The following is an 18,025-nucleotide window of genomic DNA, read 5'->3' as shown; positions in this document are numbered from 1 at the left end:
CCCCTCGTTGACCCGCACGGCTCAGGCCGTCCCGCCGACTCGGGCCAGGATCGCCTCGGCGAGCGGGGCCGGCGCGGCGTCCGGGATCCAGTGACTCACCCCGGGCAGCCGCACGAAGCGGTAGTCCCCTGTGACGTTCGCCGCGCACGCCTCGGCGGCGGTCCGGCCGATGGCGATGTCCCGGTCACTCCAGACGTATGTGGTGGGCACCGCGACCGGGCCGACGCCGGCCAGGTCGGCGCGGGACATCGCGCGGTACCAGTTCAGCGCGGCCGTGAGCGCCGCCGGCTCGCGCATCGGGTCGGCGTACCTGTTCACCCGGGACGTGTCGCCCGCCCCGCCGAGCAGCATCCGTAGCGCGGTGGCGTGCCACGCCAGCAGCACCTTCTCCGCCTTGCCCGGCTTGCGGAACAGCGCAATGTACGACGAGCGGAGCTTCTGTCGGCCGTCGTTGGCCAGGGCGTGCGCCATTGCCGACGGATGCGGCACGGACACCGCGGTCAGCGTGCGGACCCGCTCGGGGTGCCGGGCGGCGACCGCCCAGGCCACTATCGCGCCCCAGTCGTGCCCGACCAGGTGGACGGCGTCCAGCCCGAGCGCGTCGAGCACGGCCACCACGTCGCTGACGAGTTCGGGGACCCGGTAGTCGGCCACCGCAGTGGGCCGGGCGCCGGGCGAGTAACCGCGCTGGTCCAGCGCGTACGTGCGTAGCCCACCCGTGTGCAGCATCGACGCCACGTCGTCCCACTCGCCGCTGTGCTGGGGGAAACCGTGCAGCAGCAGGACGGGTGCGCCGCCCGGTGGACCGCCGACGGTCACCTCGAACGTGAGGCCTCGCGCGTCAACCCGCATGATCGGAAGCGTACCCAGAGGGCGGCGGCCCGGTCGCTCCCGCAGGTCAGGAGGATGCCCTGCTGGGCCCGCGACAGTGGTCGGTGTTAGCGTCAGCGAGACAACTTCATATCCGACAGGGGAGCGCACAGCGCTGAGAGTGCGGGCACGCCCGCAGACCCTCGAACCTGATCTGGGTAATGCCAGCGCAGGGAGTTCGGTCGACCTCCAGCCGCGCCGCAGTCCGGTGCCACCGGACGCGGCGTGCGTCTTCTCCTGGTTCTCTTCACTTGAACTGGGAGCAAACCATGGACAACACCACCAACCGTTGGCGCACCATCGACATCGTGGTCGCCTCGGTGATCGCGGTCGCCTTCGGCGTCATCTTCTGGGCCTGGGGCCTGGTGTGGAGCGCCACCGAGGGTGCGTTCGCCTTCTTCCCGCCGGCGCAGACGCTGCTCTACGGCGTCTGGCTGATGCCGGCGGTGATCGGTGGGCTGGTCATCCGCAAGCCCGGCGCCGCGCTCTACTGCGAGACCGTGGCCGCAGTCCTGTCAGCGCTGCTGGGCAGCCAGTGGGCCGGCACGGTGATCCCGCAGGGCATCGTGCAGGGCATCGGCGCCGAGTTGGCCTTCGCCGCCTTCCAGTACCGGTCGTTCCGGCTGCCGACCGCGGTGTTCGCCGGCGCGCTGACCGGCCTCAGCGCCGCGCTGTTCGACTTCTTCGTCTGGAACGTCGACTACGAGCTGACCGACTACCGCATCCCGTACGCGCTGCTCACCATCGTCAGCGCCACCGTGATCGCCGGCCTGGGCGGCTGGTTGCTGACGAAGGCCCTGGCCAACACCGGCGTCCTGGATCGCTTCCCCGCAGGCCGAAACCGAGCCCTGATCTGACCCCTCCTCGATCACGTTGATCAAGAGGTTTGCGTCAACGGAAGCCGATTTTCTGACGCAAACCTCTTGATCAACAAGGTGGAGCGGGAGCCTGGGAGGGGTGGGTTGGTGGGCGGGGTACTGCTGCGGGGATTTGGGTGGCGGCATGCTGGGCGGCGCGCCTGGGCCGTGCGCGGGGTTGATCTGCGGGTTGAGGCTGGGGAGCGGGTTTTGCTTCTCGGGCCCTCGGGGGCTGGGAAGAGCACCCTGCTCAGCGCGCTGGCCGGGCTGCTCCCCGAGGACTCCGGCGAGCAGGAGGGCACCGTCGAGATCGACGGGCTCGACCCGCGCAAGGGGCGGGAACGGGTCGGCATCGTCTTCCAGGACCCGGAGACCCAACTGGTGATGGCGCGCTGCGGCGACGACGTCGCGTTCGGGCTGGAGAACCGGGGAGTACCGGCCGACGAGATCTGGCCCCGAGTGGACGAGGCGCTGCACCGGGTCGGCTTCCCGTACCCCCGGGACCGCCACACCGCGGCGCTCTCCGGCGGTGAACAGCAACGCCTCGCCCTGGCCGGCGCGCTGGCCCTGCGCCCCGCCCTGCTGCTGCTCGACGAGCCGACCGCCAACCTCGACCCGGCCGGGGCCGACCTGGTCCGGCACGCGGTGGCCGGCGCGCTGGACGCCGACACCACCCTGATCCTGGTCGAACACCGGGTCGCCGAAGCACTGCCGCTGGTCGACCGGGTGGTAGTCCTGGAACCGGGTGGCGGCGTCCGCGCGGACGGCACACCCGAGGCGGTCTTCGCCGCCCACGGTGCCGCCCTGGCCGCCGAGGGGGTCTGGGTGCCCGGTCACCCCATCGCGCCCCGGGCGGCCACCGCCGGGCCCGGGCAGCTGTTGCTCACCGCCGACCGGCTCGGCCTGCCGCCCCGCCTGGGCTCCACCGACCTGGCGGTACGCGCCGGTGAAGCACTCGCCGTACGCGGACCGAACGGCGCCGGCAAGTCCACCCTGGCGTTGCTGCTCGGCGGTCTGCTCCGGCCGGGCAGCGGACGGGTCACCGCGTCCACCGAGTTGGCCGGCGCGGACAGGCGCACTCCCCCGCACCGGTGGCGGGCGCCCGCGCTGGCCCGACGGATCGGATCGGTCTTCCAGGACCCGGAGCACCAGTTCGTCACCAGCACCGTCTTCGACGAGCTGGCGCTCGGCCCGCGCCGCACCGGTCAACCCGAGGCGGCCGTCAAGGAGACAGTGGCCGGGCTACTGGACCGGCTGCGGCTGACCCGGCTCGCCGCCGCCAACCCGTACACCCTCTCCGGTGGTGAGGCGCGGCGACTGAGCGTCGCGACCGCCCTGGCCACCGCGCCACGTCTGCTGATCTGCGACGAACCCACCTTCGGCCAGGACCGGCGGACCTGGCGGGAGCTGGTCGACCTCTTCGCCGACCTGCGCGACGCCGGGCACGGCGTGGTCACGGTCACCCACGACGCGGACTTCGTCGCCGCGCTCGCCGACCGCACCGTGACCCTCCGACGCGCCTCGGACGACGACCGATGATCAGCATCGAGCCGGTCGCCGCGCCGGACGCGCCGTTGGCCCGCCGCAACCCGGTGGCGAAGGTCGCCGCCGCACTGGTCTTCTCGTTCACCCTGCTGGCGACCCTGGACCCGGTGGCCCCGGCGATCGCCATCGCCCTCGAACTGGCCGTCCTGCCGCTGTTCGGCATCCGCTACCGGGTGCTGGCCCGAAGGGCCTGGCCACTGCTGCTCAGTGCCGCCGGCATCCTGGTCACCCTCGTGCTGTTCGCCGCCGACCGGTCCGGCCGGGTCCTGCTGGACGCCGGGCCGGTGCTGGTGAGCACCGGCGTACTGCTCACCGCGCTCGGCCTGGTGCTGCGGGTGTTCGCGGTGGCGCTGCCCGGTGTGATCGTCTTCGCGACCACCGACCCCACCGACCTGGCTGACGCGTTGATCCAGAACGCGAAGGCGCCGGCCCGGTTCGCCATCGGAGCGCTGGCCGCGTTCCGGCTGGTGCCACTCCTCGGTCAGGAATGGCAGATGATCAGCATGGCTCGACGCGCGCGGGGCGTCGACGCGGGACGCAACCCGGTGGCGAAGCTGCGGCTGTTCGCCTCCACCGCGTTCGCGCTGCTGGTGGGGGCGATCCGTCGAGGCACCCGACTGGCGGTGGCGATGGACGCGCGGGGCTTCGACGCCGGCACACCCCGTACCATCGCCCGCCGGCAGCACTTCACCCACGCCGACGCCCTCCTCATCGCCGGGGCGCTCGTGCTGGCCGGAGCCGCCCTGACCACGAGCATCCTCCTGGGCGCCTTCCGCCCCCTGATCAGCTAACCCGCCGCGCGCCGCCCGCCCGCCGCGCGCCGCCCGCCCGCCGCGCGCCGCCCGCCCGCCGCTCGCCGCCCGACCGCCGACCGCCGCCCGCCGCCCGACCGCCGCCCGCCGCCCGACCGCCGCCCGCCGCTCGCCCGCCCGACCGCCGACCGCCGCCCGCCGCCCGACCGCCGCCCGCCGCCCGACCGCCGCCCGCCGCTCGCCCGCCGGCCGCCGCCCGACCGCCGCCCGCCCGCAAGATCCGCACAACATCAGGGATGTAGTGGCCTCCACGTCCAGTGAGGCCACTACATCCCTGATATTGCTGGCACACCCAGCACCTCGCCCCCGCCGGCCCTCCGCCTCGTCCGTGCCCCCGCCTCGTCCGTCCCCCCGCCTCGTCCGTGCCCCCGCCTCGTCCGTGCCCCCGCCTCGTCCGTGCCCCCGCCCGCGCCCGCGCCCGCGCCCGCGCCGATCTTGCGGTTTCTGTCGTTGATTCGTCTTATATGTCGGCGATGCGGGGACAGAAAGTGCAAGATCGCGGGGCGGGGCGGGGCGGGGGGCGGGGCGGGGCTGGGCGGCCCGGGGCGGGGTGGGTGGGGCGCGGTGGAGCCGGGCGGGGTTGGGCGACGGCTTGATCAGCTGCGGCGGAAGGCGTAGCGGCGGGCCTGTCCGGTCTGCTGGCTGCGCCCGCCGCCGGAACGGACACCACCCTGCGGTGGGCCGGCCGTTGGCGCCTTCGGTCGACCGGCCGTCTTCGGCAGATCTCCCATCGCCGGCGCGTCGACAACCGCCGGCACTTCGACAACCGCTGGCACGTCGACCGCTGCCGGCACAACGACCGGCGGCGCCACCTCATCCAGGACAGCTGCCGGCAGCACCGGCTCTACCAGCGCCGCCGGCAGGGCCGGTTCGGCCAACGCCGCCGGCAGCACCGGCTCGACCAGCGCCGCCGGCAGCACCGGCTCGACCAGCGCCGCCGGCAGCACCGGCTCGACCGCGAGGTCGAGGTCGGGGCGGGTGGGTGAGAGCGGGCCGGGGCCGGCCGCCGGGTCCACGCCGAGGGGCGTCACTCTCGGGGTACGGGTCTTCTTCGGGTTACGCCTGGCAGGCATCCGGGCCTCCTTCAGTGCCGACCGGCACGGCCGGTCCCGCGCTGCGGCGGTCGGTCGGATCGGCTGGTGACCGCCGTTGCGCGGCGGCCGAGTGGGGAAGGGACTGCTCACCGGTGTCGGGCAGGGCCATCGCCGCCGAACGGCGGGGAGGGGATGCGGGACGCCCGGGAGCGCACGGACCGCGGCGCGGGACGGCGGGCCGGCTCGGAAGTGGGGCGTCAGTTACGCATGTCCGTACGGTAGCCACCGCCCCACCCACGCGCATCCGTTTTTCCTGGCACGATCGGCACATGCTGATCGCGTTCTCGATCACCCCGCTCGGCGGTGACGACTCCGTGGGTGACCTGGTCGCCGAGGCGGTGCGGGTGGTCCGTGCGTCCGGCCTGCCCAACCGGACCGATGCCATGTTCACCACGGTCGAGGGCGAGTGGGACGAGGTGATGGCGGTGGTGAAGCGGGCTGTCGACGTGGTCGCCGCGCAGGCGCCCCGGGTGAGTGTGGTGCTCAAGGCCGATGTCCGGCCCGGAGTCACCGACGCGCTGACCGGGAAGATCGCCCGAATCGAAGCCCGTCTCGCCGAAGGCTGACGCGCACGGCGCGGGATGACGACATGTTTCCCTGCGCGGGGTTCCCTGACCACTGTTGAGAGCCCGGTCCGCCATCGGCAAGGCGCACATCACGTGCAGTAACGGGACGACGGTCACTGGTCCGTATCGGCCCACATCACGGTAAGTTTCCAAACGCTGATAGTGGTGTGACGAGAGGTGGCGGCACGAATGGCTGATCAGGCGAGGGCACAAATCGGTGTGACCGGGCTGGCGGTGATGGGTCGAAATGTGGCCCGCAACCTGGCCCGCAACGGCTTCACGGTGGCAGTGCACAACCGCTCGCCGGAGCGCACCCGCAGCCTGGTCGCCGAGCACGGCGACGAGGGCACGTTCGTGCCGGGCGAGACGATGGCCGATTTCGTGGCGTCACTGGAACGACCCCGCGCGGTCATCGTGATGGTGAAGGCCGGCGCGCCCACCGACGCGGTGATCGACGAGTTGGTGCCGCTGCTCGACGAGGGCGACATCATCGTCGACTGCGGCAACGCACACTTCGCCGACACCCGCCGCCGCGAGGAGGCGCTGCGGGCTCAGGGGCTGCACTTCAGCGGCACCGGTGTCTCCGGCGGCGAGGAGGGCGCGCTGCGCGGGCCGAGCATCATGCCGGGTGGTTCCGCCGAGTCGTACGCGAAGCTCGGGCCGATGTTCGAGAAGATCGCCGCCCAGGTGGACGGCGTGCCGTGCTGCACGCACGTCGGGCCGGACGGCGCCGGGCACTTTGTCAAGATGGTGCACAACGGCATCGAGTACGCCGACATGCAGCTCATCGCCGAGGCGTACGACCTGCTCCGGGCCGGCCTGGACGCGACGCCGGCCGAGATCGCGGAGATCTTCCGCGAGTGGAACAACGGCGAGCTGGAGTCGTTCCTCATCGAGATCACCGCCGACGTGCTCGCGCACACCGACGCGGCGACCGGCAGGTCCTTCGTGGACATCGTGCAGGACCGGGCCGAGCAGAAGGGCACCGGCCGGTGGACCGTGCAGAGCGCCCTGGACCTGGGCATCCCGATCACCGGGATCGCCGAGGCGACCTTCGCCCGCTCGCTCTCCGGGCACGTCGACCAGCGTGAGGCGGCCCGCCGGGCGTTCCCCGACGCGGGCGAGAAGTGGCAGGTCACCGACCGGGAGACCTTCGTCGAGGACGTCCGCCGGGCGCTGCTCGCTTCCAAGATCGTCGCGTACGCGCAGGGCTTCGACCACATCCGCGCGGGCAGCCAGGAATACAACTGGGACATCGACCTCGGCGGCACCGCGACGATCTGGCGGGGCGGCTGCATCATCCGGGCCCGCTTCCTCAACCGGATCCGCGAGGCGTACGACGAGCAGCCTGACCTGCCGACGCTGCTGGTGGCGCCGTACTTCGCCGAGGCGGTCAGCGCTGGCGTGCCGAGCTGGCGGCGGGTGGTGGCCGACGCGACCCGGGCCGGTGTGCCGACGCCCGCGTTCTCGTCGTCGCTGGCGTACTTCGACGCGCTGCGCGCGGAGCGGTTGCCCGCCGCGCTGATCCAGGGTCTGCGGGACAACTTCGGCGCGCACACCTACCAGCGGGTGGACCGCGAAGGTTCGTTCCACACCACCTGGGCGGCCGACCGCACCGAGTCCCCGGCGTAGCCGGGGCGGCGCCCCGCGCCGCCGTGATCGTGCCCGATGCTGGATGTAGTGGTCTCCCCCGGCGGGGAGGCCACTACATCCGTGTTCGGGGCAGGGCGCCGGCGCCTCCCGGGCGGGTGCCGGTCAGGCGACCGTGGCGTGCATCTCCCAGACGAGGATCTCGGCAGGCTCGTCGGCGGTGACCCGCCGGCCACCGGTCAAGGTGAGCCGGGCGGCGTCGCCACTGCCGAGCGGGCCGCTGCCCTCCAGGTTCACCGTGCCGTTGGGCACGTAGACGTGCACGTAGGGCGCGTCGGGGATGGTGACCTCGTCGCCGGGGGTGAGACGGGCGGCATGCAGGGTCGCGTACCGGTTGCGGATCCGGATCGCGGACGCGCCGTCGTAGCGGTCCATCCCGGAGGCGATCGGCACCAGGCCCCCGCGGAGCAGCTCGTCCTCGATCTCCAGCTGCTCGTAGCCGGGGTCGACGCCCTCCTCGTCGGGGAGCACCCACATCTGTACGAAGTGCACGGGGTCGCTGTGCGGCTCCTGGTTGTCGAGCCGCCAGGCGTCGTTCTTCTCCGAGTGCAGGATGCCCGTGCCGGCGCTCATCCGCTGGGCCAGACCCGGGTAGATCACCCCGGAGTGCCCGGTGGAGTCCTGGTGCACCAGCGAACCGCGCAACACCCAGGTCACGATCTCCATGTCCTCGTGCGGGTGGGTCTCGAAGCCGGCCCCCGGTCGGACCACGTCGTCGTTGTTGACCAGCAGCAGCCCGTGGTGCGTGTTGGCCGGGTCGTAGTGCCGGGAGAACGAGAAGGAGTGCTTGGAGTCCAGCCACGAGATCCGGGTGGCGAAGCGATCATCGGCACGACGGATGTCTACCGCGGGTGCGGGTGCGGTCACCAGGCACGCTGCCCGGCGTCGGGGGTCGATGGCGCCCAGGTCAGGGCCGGTTCCCCGGTGGCCAGTTCGGCGATCTCACCGGTCCGCAGCTGCGGCGTGTGGCCGAACTCCGCGCAGTGCTGCTCGGCGATCTCGGCACAGATCTCGGCCACCTGCTCGCAGATCGGGTCGCCCAGATCGGCGGCATTCAACGCCATGATCATCTTGAATCGGAGATCTCGCATTTCCACCCCAACCGCCGTCGTGCCACCATCTCCGGACCCTACCCGCCACCCTTCCGCAGGACCCCGAAACGACCGCACCCACCCCCACCTCGGCACCACCCGCGCCAACCCAACCCCACCCACGCGCCCCTACCCCGGCCCTGCACTCCCCCAGCCCCGGCCGCGCTCCCCACCCGGCCACGCTCCCCACCCGGCCGCGCTCCCCACCCGCTCACGCTCCCCACCCGCTCACGCTCCCGACCTCCGACCCGCCCACCACCCCGGCCGCATCGATCATGGAGTTGTGGTGGTGAACAAAAGTCGCAAAGGCGCCTGATTCGGCCACCATAACTCCATGATCGACCGGGGCGGGCAGGGGCGGGAGCCGGACGGGGCGGGGCGGGAGCCGGACGGGGTGGGGGAGGGGGCGGGGATGCGACGGCGCCGCCTGCACGGGGTGCGGGCGGCGCCGGGGACGGGTGGGTTCGGTCAGAAGAAGCGGCGGCGCTTGGCCTTCTGCGGACGCATCAGGTCCGCGCCCTTGGTCAGCAACCGGGTCGCCCCGGAGGGACCACGCCGGGCCTCCAGGGTGTGGCTGAGCCGGCGGGCGCCGGCTGCGGCCAGTGGCACCGCGACAGCCATCACCGCCCACTGGGCAATGCGCTTCTGGATCATGTGGGTTCACCTCCGTCAGTGGCTTCTGACGTCTCTGATACCCAGAGTGACGTGCGGGTAAGCGCGTCGGCTCAGATAACCGGCGCGACCGGGTTGGGCAGCGCGCCGCCGAAGCGTCGGTCCCGTTGTGCGTACAGCTCGCACGCGTACCAGAGGTGGCGGCGGTCGAAGTCGGGCCAGAGCGTGTCCAGGAAGACCAACTCGGCGTACGCGGTCTGCCAGAGCAGGAAGTTGGAGATCCGTTCCTCGCCGGAGGGCCGCAGGAACAGGTCCACCTCCGGGATCTCCGGGTGGTAGAGGTACTTCGCCACGGTCTTCTCGGTGACCTTCGCCGGGTCCAGTCGGCCGGCCGCCACGTCCCGTGCGATCGCGGCGGCGGCGTCACCGATCTCGGCCTGCCCGCCGTAGTTGACGCAGAACTGCAGGGTCAACGTCGAGTTGTCCCGGGACATCTCCTCGGCGGTCTGCAACTCGGAGATGACGCTCTTCCACAGCCGGCCGGGCCGACCCGACCACACGACCCGTACGCCGAGGTCGACAAGCTGGTCACGGCGGCGACGGATCACGTCCCGGTTGAACCCCATCAGGAACCGGACCTCGTCGGGTGAGCGCCGCCAGTTCTCGGTGGAGAAGGCGTACGCCGACAGGTACGGGATGCCCATCTCGATGGCGCCCTCGATGGTGTCGAAGAGGCTGTGCTCCCCCGCCTCGTGCCCCTTGGTGCGGGGCAGCCCGCGGTCCTTGGCCCAGCGGCCGTTGCCGTCCATCACCACCGCCACGTGCTTCGGCACGGCCTCGGTGGGCAGCGCAGGGGGGCGGGCCCCGGACGGGTGTGGCACCGGCGGCGTCGGCTCGCGCCGGCCGGCCTTCTTCGATCGGATCACTCGGTCACTCCCTGTTCGCGCCGTCCGCCCCGGCCTCGACGTCGCCACGTGGCCGGAGCACCACGGCCCCGGCGCCTTGCGGCGGCGGGGCCGCGCCGGCCGCCGAGGGACCCCGGTCGACCAGCGGCAGCGAGCGTAGCGCGCGCTCCAGGTGCCACTGCAGGTGAGCCGCGACCAGCCCACTGCACTCCCGACGTACGGCGGCGTCGGTGGCGTCGGCGATCACCCAGTCGCCATTGGTCAGCGCGGACATCAGATCGATGGTGGCCGGCGCGGGATGAGCCGCCCCGGGTGGCCGACAATCCAGGCAGACCGCACCGCCGGCCGGCACGGAGAACGCCCGGTGCCGCCCGGGCGTGCCGCAGACCGCGCAGGCGACCAGCGCCGGCGCCCAGCCGGCCAGGGACATCCCCCGCAGCAGGTACGCGTCGAGCACAAGGGTGGTGGCGTGCTCGCCTCGGGACAGCGCCTTCAGCGCGCCGATGGTGAGCTGGAACAGCCGCAGCGACGGCTCCCGCTCCACCGGGGTCAGCCGCTCGGCGGTCTCGGCGATCGCGCTGGCCGCCGTGTAGCGCGGATAGTCGCCCAGGAACCGTTTGCCGTACAGGTCGATGCCCTCGACCTGGCTGACGGTGTGGAGTGAGCTGCCGTGGTTGCCCTTCGGGTCACCGGCGAGTTGGAGGTCGACGTGGCCGAACGGCTCCAGCCGGGCGCCGAACTTGCTGGTGGTGCGGCGGATCCCGCGCGCCACCGCGCGCAGCCGGCCGTGGCGGCGGGTGAGCAGGGTGATGATCCGGTCGGACTCGCCGAGTTTCTGCACACGCAACACCACCGCGTCGTCGCGGTAGAGCTGTCGGCGATACCCGGCCATCGGGCCATTCTCCCTCGGGGTGTGAAATCAGGGTTGGATCGGGGTGGAAGCGCGGTTCAACCCCGATGCGGCTGACTCGTGCTCGGCCGTAGCGTGCTGGTCATGGCACTGCACCTGACCACCACCCCGCGCCGCCGTCGCGTCGTCGCTCCCGTCGCGCTAGGGCTCACCACCACCCTCATCGTGCTCGCCGGGTGCGACAACCTGTCGTTCCGTCGGCTCGACTACGACAACACCGAGGCGGTCCGGATCACCACGGTCCGGGTTTCCGGGGGCTCCGGCGACCTGGTCGTCCGTGGCACCGGCCCGGCGTCCGAGGTACGGATCAAGCGGGTGGTGCGCTACCAGGGCGGCGAACCGGACAACACCCGCTACGAGATCAAGGGCAGCGAGCTGGTGCTGGACACCGACTGTGGCTCGCGGTGCAGCATCTCCTACGAGGTGACGGTGCCGGAGGGTGTGGCGGTGCAGGGCGAGACCAGCTCCGGCAACGTCGAGCTGAGCCGGGTCGGCACGGTGGAGCTGCAGGTGAGTTCGGGTGACGTGCGGATCTCTGGTGCGTCGGGCGCGGTCGGGGTGGAGGCTCGCTCCGGCAACATCGAGGTGAGCGAGGCCGCCGCGGCGGTACGGCTGCGCGCCTCGTCCGGAGACATCTCCGCACGCCGGCTGGGCGGCACGGTCGACGCCGAGGCCAGTTCGGGCAATGTCAACGTGGAGTTGGACAAGCCCGCCTCGGCCCGGGTCCACGCCTCCAGCGGCGACGTGACGCTTGTGGTGCCGGCGGGCAGCTACCGGGTCCGGTCCAGCGCCGACTCGGGTGACAAGACCGTCAGCGTCGCCGACAACCCGGCGGCGTCCCTGGTGCTCGATGGTTCGGCCGACAGCGGCAACCTCACGATCAGCGAGCGTTGATCTCGACGCTTGCTGGTCATCCACCGCTGCCTGACCGAGGGCGATCGTGCCGCCGGTCGGGCAGCGGTGGATGAGGTGGGTCAGAAGCCCAGCTTGCGCAGTTGCCTCGGGTCGCGCTGCCAATCCTTCGCGACCCGAACGTGCAGGTCGAGGTAGACCCGGCCGCCGAGCAGTTCCTCGATCTGCTTGCGGGCCTGGGTGCCGACCTCCTTGAGCCGACTTGCCTTGTGCCCGAGCACGATCGCTTTCTGGCTGGGCCGCTCCACGTACAGGTCGGCGTAGATCTTCATGACCTGACCCTCGGGGATCATCTCCTCGACCACCACGGCGATGGAGTGCGGCAGCTCGTCGCGAACCCCCTCCAGGGCGGCCTCCCGGATCAGCTCGGCGACCAGCACCTGCTCGGGGTCGTCGGTGAGCATGTCGTCCGGGTAGAGCTGCGGCGACGGCGGCAGGTACTTGGTCATCACGTCGACGAGCGTGTCCACCTGGTGCCCGGACACGGCGCTCACCGGCACGATCTCGGCGAACTCCCCCATCTTGCTGACCGCGAGCAGTTGCTCCGCCAGGCGGCGCTTGTCGACCAGGTCGGTCTTGGTGACCACCGCCAGCACTGTCGCCTTCAACTCGGCCAGCTCGCCGGTGATGAACCGGTCACCGCGCCCCACCGGCTCGTCGGCCGGGATGCACAACCCGATCACGTCGACCTCGGTCCAGGTGGACCGGACCAGGTCGTTGAGACGTTCGCCGAGCAGCGTACGGGGGCGGTGCAGGCCCGGCGTGTCGACGAGGACCAGCTGCGACTCCGGTCGGTGCAGCACCGCCCGGATGACGTGCCGGGTGGTCTGCGGCTTGTTCGAGGTGATCGCGATCTTGGTGCCGACGATGGCGTTGGTAAGCGTCGACTTGCCGGCGTTGGGACGACCGACGAAGCAGCCGAACCCGGCCCGGTACGGTCGTGCCTCCGGATCCTGCACCGGGCTCACTGGGTCACCGTGCCGAGGACCGTGCCGTCGGGGGCGGCCACGTGGACCGGCGCGTCCGCCGCGAGGTCCCGTACCGCCGCGTGCCCGGCACCGTCCAGCGTCGACGCCTCGGTCACCACCACCGCGGCCTCCAGCCGACTCGCGCCGGCCGCCACGGCCGAAGCGACCGCCAACTGCAACGCGGTGAGCGTCAGCGACGGCAGCGCGACACTGGCCGCCGCGTACGTCCGGCCGTCCTGGTCACGGACCGCGGCGCCCTCCACGGCGCCGACCCGCGCGCGGGCTCCCCGGGCCAGGACGACGAGCTTGCCGTCCTCGGCGCTCAGCGCGCCCGACGCGGTGGGGGTGGGCCGGGCGGCAGGCGCGGCGGGTGTGTCAGGCATCGGCGGGTTGCCTCTCGTCGTCTCGATAGTTGTCCGTGTCGTCCCCGGGGCCGGCGTGGTCGCCGCGCCCCGCGGTGTCCTGCTCACGGCCCGGCTCCACCCGGCTGACCAGGACGGTGTCGATCCGGTTGCGCCGGCCGGTGGTGCCCTCGGCGACCAGGCGGAGACCGGCGACCTCGGCCTCGGCGCCCGGGATCGGCACCCGCCCCAGCGACTGGGCGAGCAGGCCGCCGACCGTCTCCACCTCGTCGGCGGGCAGGTCGGTGTCGAACATCTCGCCCAGATTCTCCACCGGCAGGCGAGCGGTCACCCGCACCGAGGAGTCCGCCAGACGTTCGACCGGCGGGCGCTCGACATCGTACTCGTCGGTGATCTCGCCGACGATCTCCTCCAGGATGTCCTCGATGGTGACCAGACCGCCGGTGCCGCCGTACTCGTCGACCACGATGACCAGGTGGTTGCGGGCCGCCTGCATCTCGGACAGCAGGTCGTCGACCGGCTTGGACTCCGGTACGAAGGTCGCCGGGCGCATCAGCTCGGCCACCGGCAACTGCTCGGCCCTCGGGTCCCCGCCACGGGAGCGCCGGATCAGGTCCTTGAGGTAGAGCACCCCCAGCACGTCGTCGACGCTCTCGCCGATCACCGGGATGCGGGAGAAACCGGACCGGAGGAAGAGCGCCAACGCCTGCGCGAGCGTCTTGCCCTCCTCGATCCACACCATCTCCGTACGCGGCACCATCACCTCACGGGCGATGGTGTCGCCCAGCGCGAAGACAGAGTGGATCATCTGGCGTTCGCCGTGCTCGACCACGCCGCGCTGCTCGGCCAGGTCGACCAGCTCCCGTAGCTCGACCTGGGTGGCGAACGGGCCTTCCCGGAAGCCGCGCCCCGGGGTGACCGCGTTGCCGATCAAGATCAGCAACGACGCGAGCGGGTTGAGCGCCCGGCCCAGCCAGCGGACCAGCGGCGCCACCGCACGACCCACGGCGTAGGCGTGCTGCCGGCCGATGGTGCGCGGGGCGACGCCCACCACCACGAAGCTGACCACTGTCATCGCGCCGGCGGTCACCAGCGCGGCCCGCCAGCCGGCGCCGAAGCTGTCCACCGCCACGAGCGCCACAAGCGTGGTGGCGGTCAGCTCGGCGAGCAGCCGCAACAGCAGGAGGAGGTTGAGGTGCCGGACGACGTCACCGGCGACGACCTGGAGGGTGCGGGCGCCGCGCACGCCGTCGCGGGCGAGCTCGGCGGCCCGGGCCGGTGAGACCGCGGCGAGGGCCGCCTCGGTCATCGCGATCAGGCCGGCCAGCACCACCAGACCGGCCGCGAAGACGATCAGCTGGAAGTCGGGAAGGCCGGCGGTGGCGCCGGCCGCGAGTAACGGAGGTGTGGACATCACTGGGTGCGGGTCGACCGCCAGCTCGCCAGGAGACGGGCCTGGAGTGCGAACATCTCCCGCTCCTCCTCCGGCTCGGCGTGGTCGTAACCGAGCAGGTGCAACACCCCGTGCACGGTGAGCAGGTGCAGCTCGTCGGCCGGCGCGTGCCCGGCGGTCGCCGCCTGCTTGGCCGCCACCTCCGGGCAGAGCACGATGTCGCCGAGCAGGGCGGGCTCGCCGCCGGCCGGTGCGGACTCACCCGGGCCGTGGTCGACGCTGCCCTCGTCCATGGGGAAGGCGAGCACGTCGGTCGGGCCGTCGCCACCCATCCAGCGGTGGTTCAGCTCGGTCATGTAGTCGATGTCGACCAGCAACACGGACAGCTCGGCGAGGGGGTTGACCCCCATCTCGTCGAGGGCGTGCCGGGCGACGGCGAGCACGGCGTCGGTGTCGACGTCGACACCGGACTCGTTGGCGATCTCGATGGACAACTGCTTTCCTCTGCTTTAGCGGCGGCGGCCGGCCCGGCCGCCCTGGGCGGGTCGCCCAGGCACGGCGTGAACGCCCTGCGCCTGCTGGTTCTCCCGCTCGGCGTCCCAGCGGGCGTACGCGTCGACGATCTCCCCGACCAGCTGGTGGCGGACCACGTCGGAGCTGGACAACTGGGAGAAGTGCACGTCGTCGACGTTTTCCAGGATCTCCCGAACCACCCGCAGGCCGCTGCTCGTCCCGCCGGGAAGGTCCACCTGGGTGATGTCACCGGTCACGACGATCTTGGAGTTGAAGCCGAGTCGGGTGAGGAACATCTTCATCTGCTCGGGCGTCGTGTTCTGCGCCTCGTCCAGGATGATGAACGCGTCGTTGAGCGTCCGACCCCGCATGTAGGCGAGGGGGGCGACCTCGATAGTGCCGGCGGCCATCAGCTTCGGGATGGTCTCCGGGTCGAGCATGTCGTGCAGCGCGTCGTAGAGCGGGCGCAGGTACGGGTCGATCTTCTCGTTGAGCGTGCCGGGCAGGAAGCCCAGGCGCTCGCCCGCCTCGACCGCCGGCCGGGTGAGGATGATCCGGTTGACCTGCTTGGCCTGCAACGCCTGGACGGCCTTCGCCATGGCCAGGTAGGTCTTTCCGGTGCCGGCCGGGCCGATGCCGAAGACGATGGTGTGGGTGTCGATCGCGTCGACGTACTTCTTCTGCCCGAGCGTCTTGGGGCGGATGGTGCGCCCACGCCGGGAGAGGATGTTGAGTGTCAGGACCTCGGCGGGCCGCTCGGCGCTGCCCTGCTCGAGCATGCCGACGGTACGCCGGACGGCGTCAGTGGTCAGGGTCTCGCCTTTCTCGATGAGTTCGAGGAGTTCGCTGAAGACCCGCTCGGCGAGGGCGTTGTCCGCGGGGTCACCGGTGATGGTGATCTCATTGCCGCGAACGTGCACGTCACTGGTGACCGAGCGTTCGACGAGTCGGAGTATCTCGTCGCCTGCGCCGAGCAGATTGACCATGATCTTCGGGTCGGGCACGGTGATCCTGGTCTGCACCCGGGGCGGGCCGGGAGGTGGGGTGCCGGTCATAGGTTGGGCCGAAGGGCCCTGCGCCACCTACTCTCGATCTCGGCGCCGGCCTGGTGGCCTGGCGTGCGGACGTTACACCCATCGTATCGGTTCAACGCCTGCCGCATCGCGCCCATTTCCGCTGGCCGCGATCAACTCCCGGCCCTGAAGTCGTACCTGTCGAAGGTCTCCTGGTGGCGGGTGAACCGGTACGTCGCCCAGTGCATCCGGACCACCACGCCGGCCTCGTCCCGGGTCAGCCGCAGCAGCTCACCGACCTCCCGACCGGAGACCACCCGGAACACGTCCGGCCGGTCCGGCAGCGGGGTGAAGATCGCCGGCGGACGTCCGGCCGGGTCACCGACCCCGCGCGCCCGCAGGGCGCCGTCGTGCCAGGAGAAGACGTACTCGGAGCCCTCGCCCCACCAGCGGCCGAGCGCACCCCGCAGGGCCGCCGGCGCGGGTGCGCCGGGTCGCCAGGGCTCGATCTCGGCCGGATCGTGCTCGACCGCCGCGGCGAGCAGCCGGTGCGGTAGATCGAACAGTTCGGTCGCCGTGCCGGACGAGCCGAGAACCGCCGCGCCCATCGCGCCGGCCGTGCCGTCACCGCCGCGGCGGCCGTACACCCCGGCGAGGAACCCGGGCATCGCGCCGTCGTGCCCCACGTGCATCACCCGCTCCCCCTGCGGGACGAGGATCAGCCCGAGCCCGAAGCCCGCGCCCCAGAGCGTCTCGTCGGTGGTGGTCAGCGGCCAGCGCATCTCGTCCAGGGTGGCCGGGGCGAGGACCGCGCCGGCCGGGTCCAGCGCCGCCGGGTCGGCCAGGAACGCCGCCCAGCGGGCCATGTCGGTCGCGGTGCTCCAGAGCTGGGCGGCCGGCCCGACCGCGCCGAAGTCGGTCGGCGGTTCCGGGTGCGCCTCGTCGGAGTACGCGTCGACCAGGAAGCCGGTGGCCGCCGTCGGCCGTGGGGTCACTGTCGTGTCGGTCAGGCCCAGCGGCGTCAGGATCCGCTCGGTGAGCGCCTGCGCCCAGCTCCCGCCCCGGAGCCGGGCGACGAGTTGGCCGAGCACGGCCAGGCCCAGGTTGGAGTAGTGGAACCGACGGCCGGTCGGCAGCACCCGCTCGGCCCGGTCCAGCTCGGCGATCAGTTGGTCGTCGTCCGGCGCGCGCAGGCTGTCCCAGACGTCGCCGAACGGCTCGCGTTGCAGGCCACCGGTGTGCGACAACAACCGGCGTACGGTCAGCTCGCCGTGCGCCGGGAGGTCCAGGTGCCGGCCCACCGGGTCGTCCAGGTCCAGCAGCCCGTCGTCGCGGCACTGCAGGGCCAGCACCGCGGTGAACGTCTTGGTGACCGAACCGATCCGGAACTGGGTGCCGGCCCCCAGTGGGCTGTCGGTGCCGGTCGCACCGACGACGCAGCTCCAGAGCGGTCGGTCGGCCCGGTGCAGCGCCACCGACACCGCCGGCACCCGGGCTTCGGCCTGCACCCGCCGGACCAACCGGCCCAGCTGCTCATCCGCCCGAGCGCCGGGCGCCGCGCCTGGGGTCACGCGAGGTTCCGGGCGAGCATCGGGCCGAGCGGCGCACCACCGAGCAGGTGCGCGTGCACGTGGAAGACCTCCTGCCCGCCGTACACGCCGGTGTTGAACATCAGCCGGAAACCGTCGCCGAGCAGGCCCTCGTCCTCGGCCGCGGCGGCGGACGTCGCCAGCACGTCGGCGGCCAGCGCCGGGTCACCCTGGGCGAGCGTCGCGACGTCGGCGTAGTGCTCCTTCGGAATGACCAGGACGTGCACCGGCGCCTTCGGGTCGATGTCGCGGAAGGCGAGCGTGGTGTCGGTCTCCCGGACCACGGTGGCCGGGATCTCCCCGGCGACGATGCGGCAGAACAGGCAGTCGGATCCCATCGGGGCAGTGTAAGGACTAACGGCC

At 72.1% G+C, this 18,025-nt stretch carries 20 protein-coding genes and 1 riboswitch; of the genes, 6 read left to right on the top strand and 14 right to left on the bottom strand.

Annotated features, from left to right (window positions below):
- Window positions 1–21 precede the first annotated feature (21 nt).
- Entirely contained in the window at window positions 22–852 is an 831-nt protein-coding gene (locus tag ACLQ3B_RS00465) for an alpha/beta fold hydrolase (RefSeq protein ID WP_425776332.1), read from the bottom strand.
- 107 nt (window positions 853–959) lie between these two features.
- A riboswitch (TPP riboswitch) is annotated at window positions 960–1,064 on the top strand.
- A gap of 75 nt (window positions 1,065–1,139) precedes the next feature.
- On the opposite strand from ACLQ3B_RS00465, the gene ACLQ3B_RS00460 reads away from it, so the two are divergent.
- The 3 genes from ACLQ3B_RS00460 (at window position 1,140) to ACLQ3B_RS00450 (ending at window position 4,063) form a co-directional block, all read left to right on the top strand.
- Window positions 1,140–1,727, top strand: coding sequence for an ECF transporter S component (locus ACLQ3B_RS00460; RefSeq protein WP_425776330.1), 588 nt, complete (start codon window positions 1,140–1,142; stop codon window positions 1,725–1,727).
- A 108-nt stretch (window positions 1,728–1,835) separates the two neighbouring features.
- Window positions 1,836–3,266 carry an ABC transporter ATP-binding protein gene (locus ACLQ3B_RS00455; protein ID WP_425776328.1) on the top strand — a complete coding sequence of 477 codons (1,431 nt, stop codon included), beginning with the start codon at window positions 1,836–1,838 and terminating at the stop codon, window positions 3,264–3,266.
- A complete protein-coding gene (locus tag ACLQ3B_RS00450) occupies window positions 3,263–4,063 on the top strand; it encodes an energy-coupling factor transporter transmembrane component T family protein (protein ID WP_425776326.1) in 801 nt (266 codons plus the stop codon). The genes ACLQ3B_RS00455 and ACLQ3B_RS00450 overlap by 4 nt, the downstream gene beginning before the upstream one ends.
- Window positions 4,064–4,680: 617 nt before the next feature.
- On the opposite strand, the gene ACLQ3B_RS00445 is transcribed toward ACLQ3B_RS00450, so the two are convergent.
- Window positions 4,681–5,157: a hypothetical protein gene (locus tag ACLQ3B_RS00445; protein ID WP_425776324.1), complete on the bottom strand. Its 477-nt coding sequence runs from the start codon at window positions 5,155–5,157 to the stop codon at window positions 4,681–4,683.
- Between the two features lie 290 nt (window positions 5,158–5,447).
- On the opposite strand from ACLQ3B_RS00445, the gene ACLQ3B_RS00440 reads away from it, so the two are divergent.
- Window positions 5,448–5,744: a thiamine-binding protein gene (locus ACLQ3B_RS00440; protein ID WP_196929949.1), complete on the top strand. Its 297-nt coding sequence runs from the start codon at window positions 5,448–5,450 to the stop codon at window positions 5,742–5,744.
- A 189-nt stretch (window positions 5,745–5,933) separates the two neighbouring features.
- Window positions 5,934–7,376, top strand: coding sequence for an NADP-dependent phosphogluconate dehydrogenase (gene gndA, locus ACLQ3B_RS00435; RefSeq protein ID WP_354948593.1), 1,443 nt, complete (start codon window positions 5,934–5,936; stop codon window positions 7,374–7,376).
- 123 nt (window positions 7,377–7,499) lie between these two features.
- Here gndA and ACLQ3B_RS00430 read toward each other — a convergent pair whose 3' ends face one another.
- From ACLQ3B_RS00430 to recO, 5 genes are all read right to left on the bottom strand, one after another.
- Window positions 7,500–8,261: a pirin family protein gene (locus ACLQ3B_RS00430; RefSeq protein WP_425776321.1), complete on the bottom strand. Its 762-nt coding sequence runs from the start codon at window positions 8,259–8,261 to the stop codon at window positions 7,500–7,502.
- Window positions 8,258–8,485 (bottom strand): thioredoxin reductase, encoded by a 228-nt coding sequence (locus tag ACLQ3B_RS00425; protein ID WP_091409742.1) that lies wholly within the window; start codon window positions 8,483–8,485, stop codon window positions 8,258–8,260. The genes ACLQ3B_RS00430 and ACLQ3B_RS00425 overlap by 4 nt, the downstream gene beginning before the upstream one ends.
- 468 nt (window positions 8,486–8,953) lie before the next feature.
- Complete coding sequence (locus ACLQ3B_RS00420; protein WP_124820420.1) at window positions 8,954–9,139, bottom strand: hypothetical protein; 186 nt, start codon at window positions 9,137–9,139, stop codon at window positions 8,954–8,956.
- 71 nt (window positions 9,140–9,210) lie between these two features.
- Window positions 9,211–10,023 (bottom strand): isoprenyl transferase, encoded by an 813-nt coding sequence (locus tag ACLQ3B_RS00415; protein WP_091409745.1) that lies wholly within the window; start codon window positions 10,021–10,023, stop codon window positions 9,211–9,213.
- Window positions 10,024–10,027: 4 nt separating this feature from the next.
- Complete coding sequence (gene recO, locus ACLQ3B_RS00410; RefSeq protein ID WP_425776318.1) at window positions 10,028–10,894, bottom strand: DNA repair protein RecO; 867 nt, start codon at window positions 10,892–10,894, stop codon at window positions 10,028–10,030.
- Window positions 10,895–10,996: 102 nt separating this feature from the next.
- Here recO and ACLQ3B_RS00405 point away from each other — a divergent pair, with 102 nt between their 5' ends.
- Complete coding sequence (locus ACLQ3B_RS00405; RefSeq protein WP_425776316.1) at window positions 10,997–11,806, top strand: DUF4097 family beta strand repeat-containing protein; 810 nt, start codon at window positions 10,997–10,999, stop codon at window positions 11,804–11,806.
- An 80-nt stretch (window positions 11,807–11,886) separates the two neighbouring features.
- Here the strand turns inward: ACLQ3B_RS00405 and era are convergent, their stop codons facing one another.
- The 7 genes from era to ACLQ3B_RS00370 form a co-directional block, all read right to left on the bottom strand.
- Window positions 11,887–12,783, bottom strand: coding sequence for a GTPase Era (gene era, locus ACLQ3B_RS00400; RefSeq protein WP_372492821.1), 897 nt, complete (start codon window positions 12,781–12,783; stop codon window positions 11,887–11,889).
- Between the two features lie 5 nt (window positions 12,784–12,788).
- Entirely contained in the window at window positions 12,789–13,175 is a 387-nt protein-coding gene (locus tag ACLQ3B_RS00395) for a cytidine deaminase (RefSeq protein WP_112619633.1), read from the bottom strand.
- A complete protein-coding gene (locus ACLQ3B_RS00390; protein ID WP_425777986.1) occupies window positions 13,168–14,592 on the bottom strand; it encodes a hemolysin family protein in 1,425 nt (474 codons plus the stop codon). The genes ACLQ3B_RS00395 and ACLQ3B_RS00390 overlap by 8 nt, the downstream gene beginning before the upstream one ends.
- The gene (gene ybeY, locus ACLQ3B_RS00385; protein WP_030491788.1) at window positions 14,568–15,041 is read right to left on the bottom strand and encodes an rRNA maturation RNase YbeY; all 474 of its coding nucleotides are present in this window, start codon (window positions 15,039–15,041) and stop codon (window positions 14,568–14,570) included. Before ybeY ends, ACLQ3B_RS00390 begins: the two co-directional genes overlap by 25 nt.
- A 15-nt stretch (window positions 15,042–15,056) precedes the next feature.
- Window positions 15,057–16,115 carry a PhoH family protein gene (locus tag ACLQ3B_RS00380; protein WP_238670385.1) on the bottom strand — a complete coding sequence of 353 codons (1,059 nt, stop codon included), beginning with the start codon at window positions 16,113–16,115 and terminating at the stop codon, window positions 15,057–15,059.
- A 131-nt stretch (window positions 16,116–16,246) separates the two neighbouring features.
- Window positions 16,247–17,644, bottom strand: coding sequence for a serine hydrolase domain-containing protein (locus ACLQ3B_RS00375; protein ID WP_425776314.1), 1,398 nt, complete (start codon window positions 17,642–17,644; stop codon window positions 16,247–16,249).
- Complete coding sequence (locus ACLQ3B_RS00370; protein WP_425776312.1) at window positions 17,641–18,000, bottom strand: histidine triad nucleotide-binding protein; 360 nt, start codon at window positions 17,998–18,000, stop codon at window positions 17,641–17,643. Before ACLQ3B_RS00370 ends, ACLQ3B_RS00375 begins: the two co-directional genes overlap by 4 nt.
- Between the last annotated feature and the right edge of the window lie 25 nt (window positions 18,001–18,025).

The sequence above is a fragment of the Micromonospora sp. DT53 genome (assembly GCF_049841535.1).
Lineage (GTDB): Bacteria > Actinomycetota > Actinomycetes > Mycobacteriales > Micromonosporaceae > Micromonospora.
This window is presented reverse-complemented; position numbering and strand designations above follow the sequence as displayed.

What these genes read in the sequence shown, in the direction of transcription:
- ACLQ3B_RS00465 (WP_425776332.1), bottom strand. Translation starts at nt 852, where the DNA reads ATGCGGGTTGACGCGCGAGGCCTCACGTTCGAGGTGACCGTCGGCGGT.
- ACLQ3B_RS00440 (WP_196929949.1), top strand. Translation starts at nt 5,448, where the DNA reads ATGCTGATCGCGTTCTCGATCACCCCGCTCGGCGGTGACGACTCCGTG.
- gndA (WP_354948593.1), top strand. Translation starts at nt 5,934, where the DNA reads ATGGCTGATCAGGCGAGGGCACAAATCGGTGTGACCGGGCTGGCGGTG.
- ACLQ3B_RS00460 (WP_425776330.1), top strand. Translation starts at nt 1,140, where the DNA reads ATGGACAACACCACCAACCGTTGGCGCACCATCGACATCGTGGTCGCC.
- ACLQ3B_RS00370 (WP_425776312.1), bottom strand. Translation starts at nt 18,000, where the DNA reads ATGGGATCCGACTGCCTGTTCTGCCGCATCGTCGCCGGGGAGATCCCG.
- recO (WP_425776318.1), bottom strand. Translation starts at nt 10,894, where the DNA reads ATGGCCGGGTATCGCCGACAGCTCTACCGCGACGACGCGGTGGTGTTG.
- ACLQ3B_RS00395 (WP_112619633.1), bottom strand. Translation starts at nt 13,175, where the DNA reads ATGCCTGACACACCCGCCGCGCCTGCCGCCCGGCCCACCCCCACCGCG.
- ACLQ3B_RS00450 (WP_425776326.1), top strand. Translation starts at nt 3,263, where the DNA reads ATGATCAGCATCGAGCCGGTCGCCGCGCCGGACGCGCCGTTGGCCCGC.
- ACLQ3B_RS00425 (WP_091409742.1), bottom strand. Translation starts at nt 8,485, where the DNA reads ATGCGAGATCTCCGATTCAAGATGATCATGGCGTTGAATGCCGCCGAT.
- ACLQ3B_RS00405 (WP_425776316.1), top strand. Translation starts at nt 10,997, where the DNA reads ATGGCACTGCACCTGACCACCACCCCGCGCCGCCGTCGCGTCGTCGCT.
- ACLQ3B_RS00445 (WP_425776324.1), bottom strand. Translation starts at nt 5,157, where the DNA reads ATGCCTGCCAGGCGTAACCCGAAGAAGACCCGTACCCCGAGAGTGACG.
- ACLQ3B_RS00420 (WP_124820420.1), bottom strand. Translation starts at nt 9,139, where the DNA reads ATGATCCAGAAGCGCATTGCCCAGTGGGCGGTGATGGCTGTCGCGGTG.
- ACLQ3B_RS00380 (WP_238670385.1), bottom strand. Translation starts at nt 16,115, where the DNA reads ATGACCGGCACCCCACCTCCCGGCCCGCCCCGGGTGCAGACCAGGATC.